The organism is Kineococcus siccus (assembly GCF_009906795.1).
GTDB classification, from domain to species: Bacteria; Actinomycetota; Actinomycetes; order Actinomycetales; family Kineococcaceae; genus Kineococcus; species Kineococcus siccus.
Genome location: NZ_JAAALN010000024.1, coordinates 1 through 14,201, shown reverse-complemented (window position 1 = coordinate 14,201; position 14,201 = coordinate 1). Strand labels below are relative to the sequence as shown.

The window sequence follows — 14,201 nt, the reverse complement described above, 5'->3', positions numbered from 1 at the left end:
TCAGATCCCGTGCTGCTGCAGCCACAGCTCCAGCAGGCCGAGCTGCCAGAGCTTGTTGCCGCGCAACGGGGTCAGCTCGGCGTTGGGCGCGTCGAGCAGGCCCGCGACGTACTCGGGGCGGAACAGGCCGCGAGCGCGGGCGGCGTCGCTGGAGAGCGCGTCGCGGACGAGCCCGAGCACCTTCCCCTCCAGGTGCGTGATGGCCGGCACGGGGAAGTACCCCTTGGGCCGGTCGATCACCTCCCGCGGGATCACCCTGCGCCCCAGGCGCTTGAGGATCCCCTTGCCGCCCTCGGCGAGCTTCAGCCCGGGCGGGACGCACGCGGCCAGCTCGACGAGCTCGTGGTCGAGGAACGGCACGCGGGCCTCGAGCCCCCACGCCATCGTCGTGTTGTCCACGCGCTTGACGGGGTCGTCGACGAGCATCACCTCGGTGTCCAGCCGCAGGGCCGCGTCGACCGCCGTGTCCGCGCCCGGGCGGGCGAAGTGCTCCTCGACGAACCGCCGCGACACGTCCTCCTCGGTCAGCCACTGCGGCTGCAGCACCCGGGCCGTGCCGGCGTGGTCGCGGTCGAAGAAGGCGGCCGCGTAGGCGTCCACCCCGGCGGCCGGGTCGAGCCCCGCGAGCGGGGGGTACCAGTGGTACCCGGCGAACACCTCGTCGGCGCCCTGGCCGGACTGCACCACCTTGGTGGTCTGCGAGACGTGCTGCGAGAGCAGGTCGAACGCGACGACGTCGTGGCTGACCATGGGTTCGCTCATGGCGCCGACCGCGTGGCCGAGCGCACCCACGAGCTCGTCGCCCGTGACCCGGATCCGGTGGTGGTCGGTGCCGTAGCGCTCCGCGATGACGTCGGAGTAGGCGAACTCGTCGCCCTCGCGGCCGCCGACGGACTCGAACCCGATGGAGTACGTCGCGAGGCCCGGCTGGCCCGCCTCCGCGAGCAGCCCGACGATGAGGCTCGAGTCCAGCCCGCCCGACAGCAGCACGCCGACCGGCACGTCGGCCACGGTGCGGCGCCGCACCGCGGTGCGCAGGGACGCCAGCACGGCGTCCTCCCAGTCGCGCTCGTCGTAACCCGCGAACTCCGCGCGGCGGGTGTGGTCCGGCGCCCAGTAGCGGTGCTCGTGACCCGTGCCGTCGGCCTCGACGACGCGCACCGTCGCGGGTGGCAGCTTGCGCACGCCCCGCAGCACGGTCAGCGGCGCGGGAACGACGGCGTGCCAGGTCAGGTAGTGGTGCAGGGCGACCGGGTCGATCGTCGTGTCGACGTCGCCGGCCGCGACGAGCGCGGGCAGGCTCGAGGCGAACCGCAGGCGGCCCGGCGTCTCGGCGAGGTAGAGCGGCTTGACGCCCAGGCGGTCCCGGGCGAGCACCACGCGGCCGGAGTCGCGCTCGTGCAGCACGACGGCGAACATCCCGACGAGGTGGTCGACGACGTTCGTGCCCCACCGGTGGTAGCCCTTGAGGATGACCTCGGTGTCGGAGGTGGACGTGAAGCGGTACCCCAGCGCGCCGAGCTCCTCGCGCAGCTCGCGGTAGTTGTAGATGCAGCCGTTGAAGACCGCCGCGAGGCCCAGCTCCGGGTCGAGCATGGGCTGCGCCCCGCACGCCGAGAGGTCGATGACCGACAGCCGCCGGTGGCCGAACGCGACCCGGCCCTGCGCCCAGAGGCCCTCGCCGTCCGGCCCGCGCACGGCGAGCTGCCCGGACATCCGCTGCACCGCCGAGACGTCCGCCGGACGCCCGTCGAAGGTGACCTCACCGCACAACCCGCACATGGCAGACCATCCAACCCGCGGATCAGCCGGGGGGCCAGGTGAAGTCGCGGCCCCCGAGGACGTGACCGTGGACGTGGAACACCGACTGGCCGACGCCCGCGCCGCTGTTGAACACGAGGCGGAACTCGCCACCGGACTCCGCGTCGGCGACCTGCTGGGCCACCGCGACCAGGCGCGCGAGCGTGGCGGGAGCCGCGGCCGCGAGGTCCGCGACGGTCTCGTAGCGCTCGCGGGGCACGACGAGGACGTGCAGCGGGGCCTGCGGGGCGACGTCGCGGAACGCCACGACGAGGTCGTCGGCGTGCACGACGTCCGCGGGCACCTCGCCCGCGATGATCCGGAGGAACAGGTCGTCGGGGGCGCGTCCGGCCGGGGTGCCGCTCATGCCCGGCGAGGGTAGTCCGCCGCGCCGGGGACCACGCTCGGGGGCGGCTGAGATCTCCTCCGGTTGGATGTCAACCGTGAGTGACCGCTGGACGTCTTACCGTCGTGCAACACCTGCGAGAGCTCGCCGTGGCTGACCCGGCGCCCGGCGAGGACCCGCGCGCCTGGGACGCGGACACGGCCGTCACCGTGCTGTACGCCTCGCACTGGCGCCGCCTGGTGGGGCTGGCCCTGCTGCTGGTCAAGGACGGCGCGAGCGCCGAGGAGGTGGTGCAGGACGCCTTCGTGGCCCTGCACCGGCGCTGGGGAAGGCTGGACGACCACGCCAGCGCCGTGGCCTACCTGCGGCAGTCCGTGGTGAACGGGGCCCGCGACGTGCTGCGCCACCGCGAGGTCGAGGACCGCCGCCGGCCCCTGCCGGACCCCGAGCCCGAGGGCCCCGAGGAGCGCGCCGTGCGCTCGGCCGAGCACCGGACCGTGCTGGCTGCGCTGGACGCGCTGCCCGCGCGGCAGCGCGAGGTCCTCGTGCTGCGCTACCACGCCGACTTCTCCGAGCAGGACATCGCCGAGTCCCTGGGCATCAGCCGGGGGGCCGTCAAGACCCACGCGCACCGGGGCCTCAGCGCCCTGCGCGCCGCCGTGCGGACCACCGAGGAGCTGTCATGAGCAAGGACCCCACGCCCACCGGCCCCCTCCCGGGCGAGGACGACCCGACCGTGCGCTCGCTGCGGGACGCGATGGCGGCCCGGGCCGACGCGGCGCAGCCCGGCGACCGCCTCGCCGACATCCGCGGCCGGGCGCGCGCGCGGCGGCGCGCCTCCCGCGCGTGGACGGCGGTCGCCACGGCGGCGGCCGTCGTGGTCGTCGGCGGGGGCGCGACGTACGCGCTGACGCGCCCCGGGCCGGGGGACACCGTGCGGCTCACGGCGGCGGACACCGGCCCGGGCCCGGCGACCAGCACGCCGCCCCCGAGCACGCCGGCCGCGCCGGCGAGCGCGGACCCGGCCCCGAGCGCGTCGGAGACGCTCGCGGTCGCCCCGCCCGCGGCGACCCCGAGCACCGCGGAGGCTCCCGCCACCGCGACCGCCACGCCGGACCCGCTGCCCTCGGGGGCGGCGACGGTGCCCGTGTACTGGCTCGGCGAGGGGTCCTCGAAGCTCTTCCGCGAGTTCGTCCCGGCCACGGGCGGTGGGGACGACCCCACCCGTGCGCTGCACGCCATGCTCGCGGGCGCGGCCGTCGACCCCGACTACACGAGCCCCTGGAGCGCCGACCCCGCCGCGACCGTCGCCTCCGTGGACGGCACCCTCGTCGTCGACCTCGACGCGGGGGCCGCACCCGGGTCGCTCCCGGCCGCGCAGGCCGAGGCCGCCCTCCAGCAGCTCGTGCACACCGTGACCGCGGCCGCCGGCGACGACCTGCCCGTGCAGCTGCGCGTCGACGGCCGGGCGCGCGCCGAGGTGTTCGGGCAGGCCGTGCCCGCGACCCTCTCGCGCGCCCCGCAGGCCGACGTGCAGGCGCCCGCCTGGATCACGTCGATCAGCACCGCCACGCCCGGCCGGGTCGTCGTCGAGGGGGTCGGGACCGCGTTCGAGGGCACGCTCCTGTGCACGGTCACCGACGCGGCCGGCACCGAGGTGCACCGCGACGCCGTGCAGGCGGGCGCCAACGGCCGCTACGCGCAGTTCTCCGTCACGGTCCCGCTGCCCGCGGGCACCTACACGGTCGCGGTCGCCGCCCCCGACGAGTCCGGCGGCGAGGGCCCGGCCCCGGTCGGGGACACCAAGACGGTCACCGTCCGCTGAACGACTCGGGGCGCTGACGCCTCAGGCCAGGGGGGCCACGACGCTGTCCTCGGGCAGCGGCTGCGGCAGCGCCAGGTGGAAGCCCTGCGCGCGGTCGACGCCGAAGCTGCGCAGCAGCGCCAGGGACGCCTCGTCCTGCACGTGCTCGGCGACCGTCTGCTTGCCCAGCCCCCGGCAGACCGCGACGAGGGCCTGGACCGTGAGCTGGTCGCTCGTGGAGGTGGCGAGGTCGCGGACGAGGTCGCCGTCGATCTTCACGCCGTCGTAGGGCAGGTCCTGCAGGTGGCGGAAGGACCCGAAGCCCGGCCCGAAGTCGTCGAGGGTGAAGCGGCAGCCGAGCGCGCCCAGGCGCATCGACGCCCGCCGGGCCGCTTCGAGGTTGCCCAGCACGGCCGCCTCGCGCACCTCCACCGCGAGGCCGCGCGGGTCGACGGGAGCGTCGCGCACGAGCGCGACGAGCTCGTCCACCAGCGCCTCGTCCGCGATGGAGGCGCCCGCGAGGTTGACGTGCAGGACGCCGGTGCCGCCCGCGGCCTGGCGCCGCGCCAGCAGCTCCAGCGCGCGGCCGACCACCCAGCGGTCGAGGGCCTGCACCTGGCCGAACCGCTCGGCCACCTCGAGGAAGTGCACGGGGGCCAGGGGGACGCCCGTCGACGCGTCCAGCATGCGCACCAGGAGCTCCGACTCCTCGGTGCGGCCCGTGCGCAGGTCCACGACCGGCTGCTCCCACAGGACGAAGCCGCCGGTCTCCAGCGCCTCGCGGACGCGCTCGGAGCACGCCAGCCGGCTGCGCACCGGTGTGCGGCGGCCAGCGGTCGCGTCGAGGACGGTGACCCGGTCGCGGCCCGCGTCCTTCGACTCGTACAGGGCCAGGTCGGCCGAGGCCAGCAGCTCGGCCGCGCCGAGGCCGCTCCCGCCGCCCACGGCCGCCACCCCGATCGAGGCCGTGCAGCGCACGACGCGCTGCCCCACCCGGACCGTCGCGCTCTCCCGCAGCGAGCGGAGCAGGTCGTCCGCGAGCGTCGCCCCTCCCGCGGCGTCCGCCTGCGGGCACAGGACGCCGAACTCGTCACCGCCGAGGCGGGCCACGAGGTCGGTGTCGCGCACGCGCTCGCGCAGGACCGACGCGACGCGGCGCAGCAGCTCGTCCCCGTGCTGGTGGCCGTAGGTGTCGTTGACGTGCTTGAAGCCGTCGAGGTCGACGACGAGGAGGGCGGCGGTCTGCCCGTAGCGCTCGCCGAGCGCCACGAGGTGCTCCAGCTCCTCCTCGAAGCGGCGCCGGTTCACGGTCCCGGTCAGGGGGTCGTGGTCGGCGAGGTGGCGCAGCGCGAGCTCCTGCCGGCGCTGCTCCGTGGTGTCGTGGGCCTGCAGCAGGCTGAACAGCACCTCGCCGTCGTCGCTGCGCACGAGGGAGGTCCGGACCTGCACCCAGACCTCGTGCCCCAGGCGGTGGCGGTAGCACTGCTCGACGTCCAGCTCGTCGTGGTCGCCCAGCAGGAGGGCGACCACGTCGTCGGCGCTGCCGCCGAGGTGGGCGGGGTCCAGCAGCTCGCGGTAGTTGGTGCCCGGCCAGCGGTCGTGCTCGTCGTAGCCCAGCATCGCCGCGAGCGCGGGGTTGACCTGGATCAGGTCCCCCGCGGAGCCGGGCTCGGTGGACAGCAGGGCGATGCCGATGGGCGAGTGCTCGAAGGAGGCGCGGAAGCGGGCCTCGAGCTGGGCGAGGCGCGCGGCGACCTCCTTGGAGACCAGCCGGATGTCCAGGTGGCGGCGCGCGATGGAGATGAAGAGCAGGCCCCCGATGACCTGCGCGACGTGAGGCAGGACGTGCACGAGGGCGAGCTCCAGGGCGCCGGGCCCGGCCATCTCCGGCCCGCCCCCGGGCATGTCGTGGCCCGCTCCGAGCAGCACCTGCGCGGCGATCCCGACGTGCGTGGCGGCACAGCCCATGAAGAACGCGAAGGCGCCCCACCGGGCGAGGGAGATGAGGCGCGCGGGCTCGGAGGCGATGCGCGCCAGCCGCGGCACGATCTCGACCGCGATGACGCCGTAGAGCGCCGCGACGACCAGCGCCAGCACGGCTACGACCACCGTCATGAGGACTCCCTAGAAGGTCACTCACCGCGACCGCGGGATCACCCTTCTAGAGCGGGGGGACCACGTCAAGCACCGGCGGCCAGCCACGCCGGGCGAGGTCCGAGGCCGAGGCGGTGGCGGGCCGCGTCCTCCGAGGGGCTGTAGGGGCCGAGCGCGAGCTGCAGGCCGCGCAGCTGCCACCGGGTGCGGGCGAGGACGGCGCGCTCGCGCAGGCCCCGCGCGTCGCGGCCGGGCAGGCCCGCGAACTCCGCGACGGTCGGTGACAGCAGCAGCCCGCCCGCCGCGGACAGCCCGGAGTAGAAGAGCTGCTCGGCCCGCCCGAGCCCCGTGGGGCTCGCGAGGAAGCGCAGCAGGTGCTCCGGCACCGTCTCGAGGTCCGGCCGCAGCTCCGCGAGGGCCGCGGCGAGCTCGGCCCGCGACGCGGGCAGGTCGCGCGCGCCGAGGGCCTGGGCCGAGCGCGCCCACTCGGCCACGTAGGTGTCGGCCCAGCCCCGGCCGAAGCGCCGCGAGAGGTCGCGGCCCACCTCCGTCTGCGCCGCGAGGAAGGCGTCGGTGAACGCCAGGTGCACCCAGCGCAGCAGCCGGGGGTCCGAGGCCGCGTAGGCGCGGCCGCGGTCGTCGGTCCCGCGGACGCGCGTGTGCATGCCGCGCACGCGCGCGGCCTCGCGCTCGGCCAGCTCGGCCGAGCCGAACGTGGACACCACGAGCCACCGGGCCGTGCCCGCCAGGCGCGCCCACGGGTCCTGCTGGTAGCTGGAGTGCCGCTGCACCCCCGCCAGCGCGAGCGGGTGGGCCCCCTGGCCCAGGAGCGCGACGACCCCGCCGACGAGGGTCGACAGGTCGCCGTGAACGCGCCACACCACGCCGTCGGGCTCGAACCACCCCGGCCCCGACCCGACCAGCGCGATGTCGCGCACCCAGTCGGGCGCCCCGGTCGGGTCGCCCGAGACGCGGGCCCGGAAGCCGCTGCGGACGCGCTCGGCGAGACCGGGCGAGGCGGGCGTCACCGGTCGCGGAAGCGGCCGCGCAGCTTGGAGAACACCCCCTGGTGGGCGGGCGAGAGCTTGCCGGCGGGCTTCACCTCGCCGCGGAGCTCGGCGAGGCGGCGCAGCAGCTCCTCCTGCTCCTCGTCGAGGTCGCGGGGCGTGGAGACGTCGAGCGTCACGACGAGGTCGCCGCGGCCCTGCGAGCGCAGGTGCTCGACGCCCCGGTCGCGCAGCAGGACCGTCTCGCCGCCCTGGGCGCCCGGGCGGACGTCGACGTCCTCGACGCCGTCGAGGGTCTCCAGCGGGATCGAGGCCCCCAGCGCCGCCGCGGTCATGGGCACCTCGAGCGTGCAGTGCAGGTCGTCGCCGCTGCGGGTGAACACGGGGTGCGGCCGCTCGTGGATCTCGACGTACAGGTCGCCGGGCGGGCCCCCGCCCGTGCCCACCTCGCCCTGCGAGGCCAGCTGGATGCGCGTGCCCGTGTCGACGCCCGCGGGGATGCGGATCGTCAGCGGCCGACGGGCCCGGACCCGGCCCTCCCCCGAGCACTCCAGGCACGGCGAGGGCAGGACGGTGCCGAAGCCGTGGCAGGACGGGCACGGCTGCGTCGTCATGACCTGGCCGAGCAGCGAGCGCACGACGCGCTGCACCTGGCCCTGGCCGTGGCAGATGTCGCACGTCGCGGGGCTCGTGCCGGGCTGGCAGCAGGAGCCCTTGCAGGTCGGGCAGAGGACCGCGGTGTCGACCTGGATCGAGCGCTCGCCGCCGAAGGCGGCCTCGGCGAGGTCGACGTCGACGCGGATCAGGGCGTCCTGCCCGCGCTGGGTGCGGCTGGCGGGGCCCCGGCCGCCGCCCTGGCCGCCCTGGCCGAAGAAGGCGTCCATGATGTCGGAGAAGCCGAAGCCCTGACCGAAGCCGGCGCCCGCGCCGTTCTGCCCGCCGGTGCGGTCGTAGCCCGCCCGCTTGTCGGGGTTGGAGAGGGTCTCGTAGGCCTGCGAGACCTCCTTGAACTTCTCGCCCGCGTCCGGGTCGGACGTGACGTCGGGGTGGAGCTTGCGCGCGAGCTTGCGGTACGCGCGCTTGATGTCCTCCGCCGAGGCGTCCCTGCTGACGCCGAGGACGTCGTAGTAGTCGCTCACGGGACGCTCAGGTCTCCTTCTCGGGTCGGGTGGTGCTGCGGCGGGTGCGGTCCGGCCCGCGGGTCACGAGGACAGGATCCGCGAGACGTAGCGGGACACGGCCCGCACCGCCGCCATGGTCGTGGGGTAGTCCATGCGGGTCGGGCCGAGGACGCCGAGGCGCGCCAGCACCTCGCCGCCGCCGTAGCCGCTGGTGACCACGGAGGTCTCGGCCAGGCCCAGGTGCAGGTTCTCCGCGCCGATGCGGACGCTCAGCGCCCCGCGGTCCGCGGCCGGGTCCTCCGTCATCTCCTGCACGAGCCGGAGCAGGACGACGTGCTCCTCGAGGGCCTCCAGGACGGTGCCGAGCGAGGCCGACAGGTCGGCACCCGAGCGCACCAGGTTCGCGGTGCCCGCGATGACGACTCGCTCCTCCAGGCCCGCGGTGAGGCAGTCGCCCAGCGCCGCGACGATCTCCGCGACGACGGCCCGGTCGGGCTGCGGGGTGACCTGCACCAAGTCGGTGAGGCTGTCGCGGGCCTCGCCCAGCCGGCGGCCCGCGAGGGCCCCGTTGAGCCGGGTCCGCAGCGCCGCGAGCGCCGCGGTGAGGGACTCGGTGTCCACGGCGGAGCGGACGTCGATGACGCGCTGCTCGACGCGGCCCGTGTCGGTGATGAGCACGAGCAGGGCGCTGCGGCCGCCGACGGGCACGAGCTCGACGTGGCGCACCGCGGCCCGCGACAGGGACGGGTACTGCACCACGGCGGCCTGCCGCGTGATCTGCGCCAGCAGGCGGACGGTCCGGTCGACGACGTCGTCGAGGTCCACCGCGCCGTCGAGGAAGGTCTGGATGGCGCGCCGCTCGGCGGCCGACATCGGCTTGACGGCCGCGAGGCGGTCCACGAAGAGCCGGTAGCCCTTGTCCGTCGGGATGCGGCCGGCGCTGGTGTGGGGCTGGGTGATGTAGCCCTCCTCCTCCAGCACGGCCATGTCGTTGCGGATCGTCGCGGGCGACACCCCGAGCTGGTGGCGCTCCACGAGGGCCTTCGACCCGACCGGCTCGTGGCTCGACACGTAGTCCTCGACGATCGCGCGCAGGACCGAGAGCCTGCGGTCGTCACTCATCGCCCTGCCCCCTCCTCGCTGCCGCGCCCGCGGTGCGGACCCCTCGTCCGGACCCCGCCCCCGGAGCTCTGGCACTCCGCGACGTCGAGTGCCAAGTCTAGGTCAGGTCGCGGCCCGCTGCCCGCGGCCACCGCCCGCCCGGCGCGCCAGCCCCGCCCCGGTCCGGGCCGCGGCTAGCGTTCCCGCGTGAGCTCGCGCGACCGCTACGGCACCGACGTCCTGTCCAGCGACCCGCACCCGCGGCGGCCCACCTCGCGCGAGGAGCCGGCCGTGGCCGGGCTCGTCGTGGAGGACGTCGAGACCGGCTGGGTCGGGGCCGTGGTGCGGGTGGAGAAGAGCGGCGGCGTGCACGTCGTCGTCCTGGAGGACGGCCGCGGCCGGACCCGGACCTTCCCGCTCGGCCCGGGGTTCTGGGTCGAGGGGCAGCCCGTGCGCCTCACCGCCCCGCGCGCCGCGGCGCCGCCGGCCGCCCCGGCCCGCACCGCCAGCGGCTCCGTGGCCGTGACCGGGGCGGCGGCCCGCACGGCGCGCGCCTCCCGCATCCTCGTCGAGGGCCGCCACGACGCCGAGCTCGTGGAGCGCGTGTGGGGCGACGACCTGCGCGTGGAGGGCGTCGTCGTCGAGCTGCTGGACGGCGTCGACGACCTCGACGCGGCCGTGCGCTCGTTCGGCCCGCGCCCCGGCCGGCGCATCGGCGTCCTCGTCGACCACCTCGTGCCGGGCAGCAAGGAGTCGCGCATCGTCGCGGGTGTCACGCGGGACCCGCACGTCCTCGTCGTGGGCCATCCCTTCGTCGACGTCTGGCAGGGCGTGCGCCCGCAGCGCCTGGGCTGGGAGCGGTGGCCGATCATCCCGCGCGGGCGGTCCTGGAAGCACGGCGTCCTCGCCGAGCTGGGCTGGGCGCACGCCACGCAGGCCGACGTCGCCCACGGCTGGAAGCGGATCCTGGGCACCGTCCGCAGCTACGCCGACCTGGAACCCGCCCTCCTGGGCCGCGTGGAGGAGCTGATCGACTTCGTCACGGCCGACGCGAGCGACTCCTGACGGGGGTACCCGTCCGCCGCGGGACGGAGGACAGGACGCGCGCCGGCTGCCAGAGTCGGTCAGGACCGCACACCCCGCTCCCAGGAGGTCCCCCGTGAGCCAGCAGCCGCACCAGGACGGCCCGCCCCAGCAGCAGTACGGCGGGCATCAGCAGTACGGCCAGCCCCCCTACGGCCAGCCCCCGTACGGCGCGCCCGCCGGCTACGCGCGGCCGATGAGCGTGCAGGACGAGCGGACGTGGGGCCTGGTGGGGCACCTCTCGTGGCTCGCCGCGAGCCTCGTGGGCCTGCCGTTCGTCGGCCCGCTCGTCGTCTTCCTGGTGTTCAAGGACCGCAGCCGCTTCGTGCGCGAGCACGCGGCCGAGGCGCTGAACATGAACATCGCCCTGGCCGCGTACCTCGTCGTCGCCTCGGTCGTCTTCACGATCGTCGGGTTCCTGACCTTCGGCGCCGGGTTCCTGCTGTTCTACCTGCTCGCCATCCCGGGCGTGGTGTACCTGGTGTTCTCGATCCTCGGGGCCGTGGAGGCCTCGCGCGGGCGCGCCTACCGCTACCCGCTGATCTTCCGCCTCGTGCACTGAGGGCCGCCCCGCCGGGCGCGGCTCAGGGGTGGGCGTCGTGCGGCCGCGGCTGGCAGCGCGGGCACGAGAACGACGAGCGGTTCATGAAGGCGTCGCGGCGGATCGGCGTGCCGCAGCGGGGGCACGGCCGGCCCTCCTGGCCGTAGGCGGCCAGCGAGCGGTCGAAGTAGCCGCTGGCCCCGTTGACGTTCACGTACAGCGAGTCGAAGCTCGTGCCGCCCGCCGCCAGCGCCGCGGCCATGACGTCGCGCAGGGCCGAGAGCACCTGCAGCGCAGCCGGTACCGGCAGGGTCCGCGTGGGCCGGGCGTAGTGCAGCTGCGAGCGCCACAGCGCCTCGTCGGCGTAGATGTTGCCGACGCCCGAGACCAGCGTCTGGTCCAGCAGGGCCCGCTTCAGGCCGGTCGTGCGCTGCCGCAGGCGGCGGGCGAAACCCGCGTCGTCGAACGCGGGGTCGAGCGGGTCGCGCGCGATGTGGGCGACGGAGGCCGGCACCGAGGCGGCCCAGGACGCCTCCGGGTGCTCGCCCCGGCCCCCGGCGCCCCCGTCGGCGACGGGGACGAGCGGGAGCACGGCGACCCCCCCGAACGTGCGCTGGTCGACGAAGCGGAGCTCCGGGCCCCCGTCGTCGAACCGCCACCGCGCGCGCAGGTGCTTCTCGTCCGGGGCGTCGGCGCCCTCGACGAGGAGCTGCCCGCTCATGCCGAGGTGCACGAGGAGCGCGTCCTGCGCGGTGCCGGCGGCGTCGGCCAGCGGCATCCACAGGTACTTGCCGCGGCGCACGGCGTCTCCCACGACGAGGGAGGTGGTGCGCGCCAGCGCGTCCGCGGGTCCCTCGACGTGGCGGCGCGTGACGCGCGGGTGCAGGAACTCCGCCGCCCGCACGGTGCGGCCCACGACGTGTCCCGCGAGCCCGCGGCGGACCACCTCGACCTCCGGCAGCTCCGGCACGCGGGGCTCTAGACCTGGCCGGCGACGCCCGCGGCGCGGACCGCGGCCGCGGCCGTCGCGTCCCCGAGCGCCTGCACCGCAGCGGCGGCGGCCTTCTGCTCCGCCTCCTTCTTGCTGCGTCCCTCGCCGTGCCCGAGCACCGTGCCGCTGACGACCGCGTCGGCCGCGAAGGACTTGGCGTGGTCGGGGCCCGAGGCGGTGATGACGTAGGACGGCACGCCGAGACCCGTGGCGGCCGTGGCCTCCTGCAGGGTCGTCTTCCAGTCCGTGCCGGCCCCGAGGCGCTCGGAGGAGTCCATCAGCGGGCCGACCAGGCGCAGCACGAGGTCGCGCGCGGCGTCCATGCCGGCCGCGAGGTAGGCGGCGCCGAAGACGGCCTCGAGCGTGTCGGCGAGGATCGAGGACTTGTCCCGGCCGCCCGTCGTCTCCTCGCCCTTGCCGAGCCGGACGTAGGAGCCGAGCTGCAGGTCGCGGGCGATGTCCGCGAGCGCGCGCATGTTCACGACGGCGGCGCGCAGCTTCGCGAGCTTGCCCTCGGAGACGTCGGGGTGGCGGTGGTACAGGCTGTCGGTGACCACGAGCCCGAGCACGGAGTCCCCGAGGAACTCCAGGCGCTCGTTGGTGGGCAGACCGCCGTGCTCGTAGGCGTACGAGCGGTGCGTGAGGGCCTGGACGAGGAGCTCCTCGCCGACGCTGAGACCCAGAGCGACCTCCAGGCGGGCGACGACGGACGCGTCACCCACCGGGAGGTCGCCGGAGAGCTTCTCGGACAGGCTCAGAGGTCCTTGACCTTGCGGCCCTTGTACTCCAGGTACAGCGGGGTGCCGGCGGAGTCGGTGACGACGCGCGCCTGGTGGGGGCGCGAGTACGCGACCTGGCCGCGCTGCAGCGTGGTGGTCAGCGTCGTCTCCGCCGCCTTCCACTGCGACCGGCGCGAACGCGTGTTGCTGCGGGACATCTTCCGCTTCGGGACGGCCACGGTCAGCTCTTCTCTCTCGTCTCGGACGGGGTGTCGCCGGACCGCTGGTCGCCCAGCAGGTCCTGCAGGGCGGCCCAGCGCGGGTCCGCCGGTTCTTCGGCGAGCGGGGCCTGCTCGGAGACCCCGATCTCGTAGTCCTGCTGGCAGGGACCGTCGCACTCGGGCTGGAACGGCAGCTCCAGCACGATCGCGTCGCGCACCGCCGGCTCGAGGTCGACCAGCTCGCCGGGGGCGACCTCGCGGACCTCGTCCTCGTCGTCGGCGACCTCCGCGGGAGTCTTGCCCGGGTAGGCGAAGAGCTCCTGCACGTCCACGACGACGTCCTGCTCCACCGGGGTGAGGCAGCGCGAGCACTCCCCCACCGCGCGGCCGCTGACCGTGCCCGAGACCAGCACGCCCTCCATGACCGCCTCCATGCGGAGGTCGAGCACGAGGTCGCTGCCCTCGGGGACGCCGATCACGGCGATGCCCAGCTCAGCCGGTGCGGGCACCGTCAGCCTCAGCGGACGCATCGACCCGGGACGCCGCCCCAGCTCGTGCGTGGACAGCACCAGCGGAGCGTTCGGGTCCAGACGACCCTCCTGCACCTTCACCACTGCTCGACCTTCCGAGAGACTCAGACCACGGCTCGCACCACACGGCCCCGCCGCTCGTGGTCGCCGCCACTGCACCCCGGACTCCTCCGGGCAGTGGCACCGCTCACCAGCGTCGAGGCCGGTACCAGGGTAGCCGAGCACGGGGCCAGTCACCCAATCGCCGCCCGGCCGCCGGGAGGCGTCAGCTCCCGGCCGCCTCCGCGGGCCGGCCGTCCCCGTCGGGGCGCTCGGCCGGGTGGGCCCCGCCGCCCCGCTCCGCACCGGGCGCGGCGTCGGGGTCGCCCGGGCCGCGCACCTTGAGGCGGTCGCGGCCGCGGCGCGCCTGCTGCTGCAACCGCTCCAGCTCCTCCTCGAAGTCGCCGAGCTTGCCGTCGCACCACGCGTCGGCGTCCGTGCGCAGCCGCTGCGCCTCCTCGCGGGCCGTGGCGACGATGTGGTCGGCCCGCTCGCGCGCGGCCCGGGTCACGGCCTGCGCGTCGGTGAGCTCCTCGGCGCGCGCCCGCGCCTCGGCCAGGACGTGGTCGGCCTGCTCGCGCGCGGCGCCGAGCACCTCGTCGCGCTGCGCGAGGACGTCACCCGCCTGCTGGACCTCGGCGGGCAGCAGCCGCCGCACCTCGGCGACGAGCCGCAGGACCTGCTCGCGGTCCACCACCACCGACGACGACAGCGGCACGGCGCGCGCTCCCGACACCAGGGCGGCGAGCTCGCCGAGCTTCTCGTGCACCTCCACGGGACTACCTGCCTTCGTTCGTGCTGGAC

15 protein-coding genes are annotated in these 14,201 nt (G+C 75.7%); 4 read left to right on the top strand and 11 right to left on the bottom strand.

All coding sequences use genetic code 11. The features are described 5' to 3' along the window. Both GTR02_RS05185 and GTR02_RS05180 read right to left on the bottom strand, forming a co-directional pair. Positions 1 to 1,782, bottom strand: a complete 1,782-nt coding sequence (locus GTR02_RS05185) for an N-acetylglutaminylglutamine amidotransferase (RefSeq protein ID WP_166606408.1) — start codon at positions 1,780 to 1,782, stop codon at positions 1 to 3. Between the two features lie 22 nt (positions 1,783 to 1,804). After that, positions 1,805 to 2,167: an HIT domain-containing protein gene (locus tag GTR02_RS05180; RefSeq protein WP_166606407.1), complete on the bottom strand. Its 363-nt coding sequence runs from the start codon at positions 2,165 to 2,167 to the stop codon at positions 1,805 to 1,807. 128 nt (positions 2,168 to 2,295) lie between these two features. On the opposite strand from GTR02_RS05180, the gene GTR02_RS05175 reads away from it, so the two are divergent. After that, the gene (locus GTR02_RS05175) at positions 2,296 to 2,832 is read left to right on the top strand and encodes an RNA polymerase sigma factor (protein WP_338073593.1); all 537 of its coding nucleotides are present in this window, start codon (positions 2,296 to 2,298) and stop codon (positions 2,830 to 2,832) included. Further along, complete coding sequence (locus tag GTR02_RS05170; RefSeq protein ID WP_166606406.1) at positions 2,829 to 3,971, top strand: Gmad2 immunoglobulin-like domain-containing protein; 1,143 nt, start codon at positions 2,829 to 2,831, stop codon at positions 3,969 to 3,971. The genes GTR02_RS05175 and GTR02_RS05170 overlap by 4 nt, the downstream gene beginning before the upstream one ends. Positions 3,972 to 3,992: 21 nt before the next feature. Here the strand turns inward: GTR02_RS05170 and GTR02_RS05165 are convergent, their stop codons facing one another. The 4 genes from GTR02_RS05165 to hrcA form a co-directional block, all read right to left on the bottom strand. Beyond that, on the bottom strand, positions 3,993 to 6,065 hold the full coding sequence (locus tag GTR02_RS05165) for a putative bifunctional diguanylate cyclase/phosphodiesterase (RefSeq protein WP_166606405.1): 2,073 nt from the start codon (positions 6,063 to 6,065) through the stop codon (positions 3,993 to 3,995). A 65-nt stretch (positions 6,066 to 6,130) separates the two neighbouring features. After that, positions 6,131 to 7,072, bottom strand: coding sequence for an oxygenase MpaB family protein (locus GTR02_RS05160; RefSeq protein WP_166606404.1), 942 nt, complete (start codon positions 7,070 to 7,072; stop codon positions 6,131 to 6,133). Further along, positions 7,069 to 8,190 carry a molecular chaperone DnaJ gene (dnaJ, locus tag GTR02_RS05155; protein ID WP_166606403.1) on the bottom strand — a complete coding sequence of 374 codons (1,122 nt, stop codon included), beginning with the start codon at positions 8,188 to 8,190 and terminating at the stop codon, positions 7,069 to 7,071. The genes GTR02_RS05160 and dnaJ overlap by 4 nt, the downstream gene beginning before the upstream one ends. A 63-nt stretch (positions 8,191 to 8,253) precedes the next feature. Then, on the bottom strand, positions 8,254 to 9,294 hold the full coding sequence (gene hrcA / locus GTR02_RS05150) for a heat-inducible transcriptional repressor HrcA (RefSeq protein WP_166606402.1): 1,041 nt from the start codon (positions 9,292 to 9,294) through the stop codon (positions 8,254 to 8,256). Positions 9,295 to 9,480: 186 nt separating this feature from the next. On the opposite strand from hrcA, the gene GTR02_RS05145 reads away from it, so the two are divergent. Next, on the top strand, positions 9,481 to 10,338 hold the full coding sequence (locus GTR02_RS05145; RefSeq protein WP_166606401.1) for a DUF3097 family protein: 858 nt from the start codon (positions 9,481 to 9,483) through the stop codon (positions 10,336 to 10,338). Positions 10,339 to 10,432: 94 nt separating this feature from the next. Then, a complete protein-coding gene (locus GTR02_RS05140; protein WP_205708669.1) occupies positions 10,433 to 10,918 on the top strand; it encodes a magnetosome magnetite crystal formation protein family in 486 nt (161 codons plus the stop codon). A gap of 22 nt (positions 10,919 to 10,940) precedes the next feature. On the opposite strand, the gene mutM is transcribed toward GTR02_RS05140, so the two are convergent. The 5 genes from mutM to GTR02_RS05115 all read right to left on the bottom strand — a co-directional run. Continuing rightward, positions 10,941 to 11,867 carry a bifunctional DNA-formamidopyrimidine glycosylase/DNA-(apurinic or apyrimidinic site) lyase gene (gene mutM / locus GTR02_RS05135; protein WP_166606400.1) on the bottom strand — a complete coding sequence of 309 codons (927 nt, stop codon included), beginning with the start codon at positions 11,865 to 11,867 and terminating at the stop codon, positions 10,941 to 10,943. An 8-nt stretch (positions 11,868 to 11,875) separates the two neighbouring features. After that, on the bottom strand, positions 11,876 to 12,646 hold the full coding sequence (rnc, locus tag GTR02_RS05130; protein WP_205708673.1) for a ribonuclease III: 771 nt from the start codon (positions 12,644 to 12,646) through the stop codon (positions 11,876 to 11,878). Beyond that, positions 12,643 to 12,846, bottom strand: a complete 204-nt coding sequence (gene rpmF / locus GTR02_RS05125; protein ID WP_166606398.1) for a 50S ribosomal protein L32 — start codon at positions 12,844 to 12,846, stop codon at positions 12,643 to 12,645. The genes rnc and rpmF overlap by 4 nt, the downstream gene beginning before the upstream one ends. A 2-nt stretch (positions 12,847 to 12,848) precedes the next feature. Then, the gene (locus GTR02_RS05120; protein ID WP_205708668.1) at positions 12,849 to 13,337 is read right to left on the bottom strand and encodes a YceD family protein; all 489 of its coding nucleotides are present in this window, start codon (positions 13,335 to 13,337) and stop codon (positions 12,849 to 12,851) included. A 286-nt stretch (positions 13,338 to 13,623) separates the two neighbouring features. Beyond that, positions 13,624 to 14,201, bottom strand: a 578-nt coding sequence (locus GTR02_RS05115) for an ATP synthase subunit B family protein (protein WP_205708667.1), incomplete at its 5' end; no start/stop codon positions are given.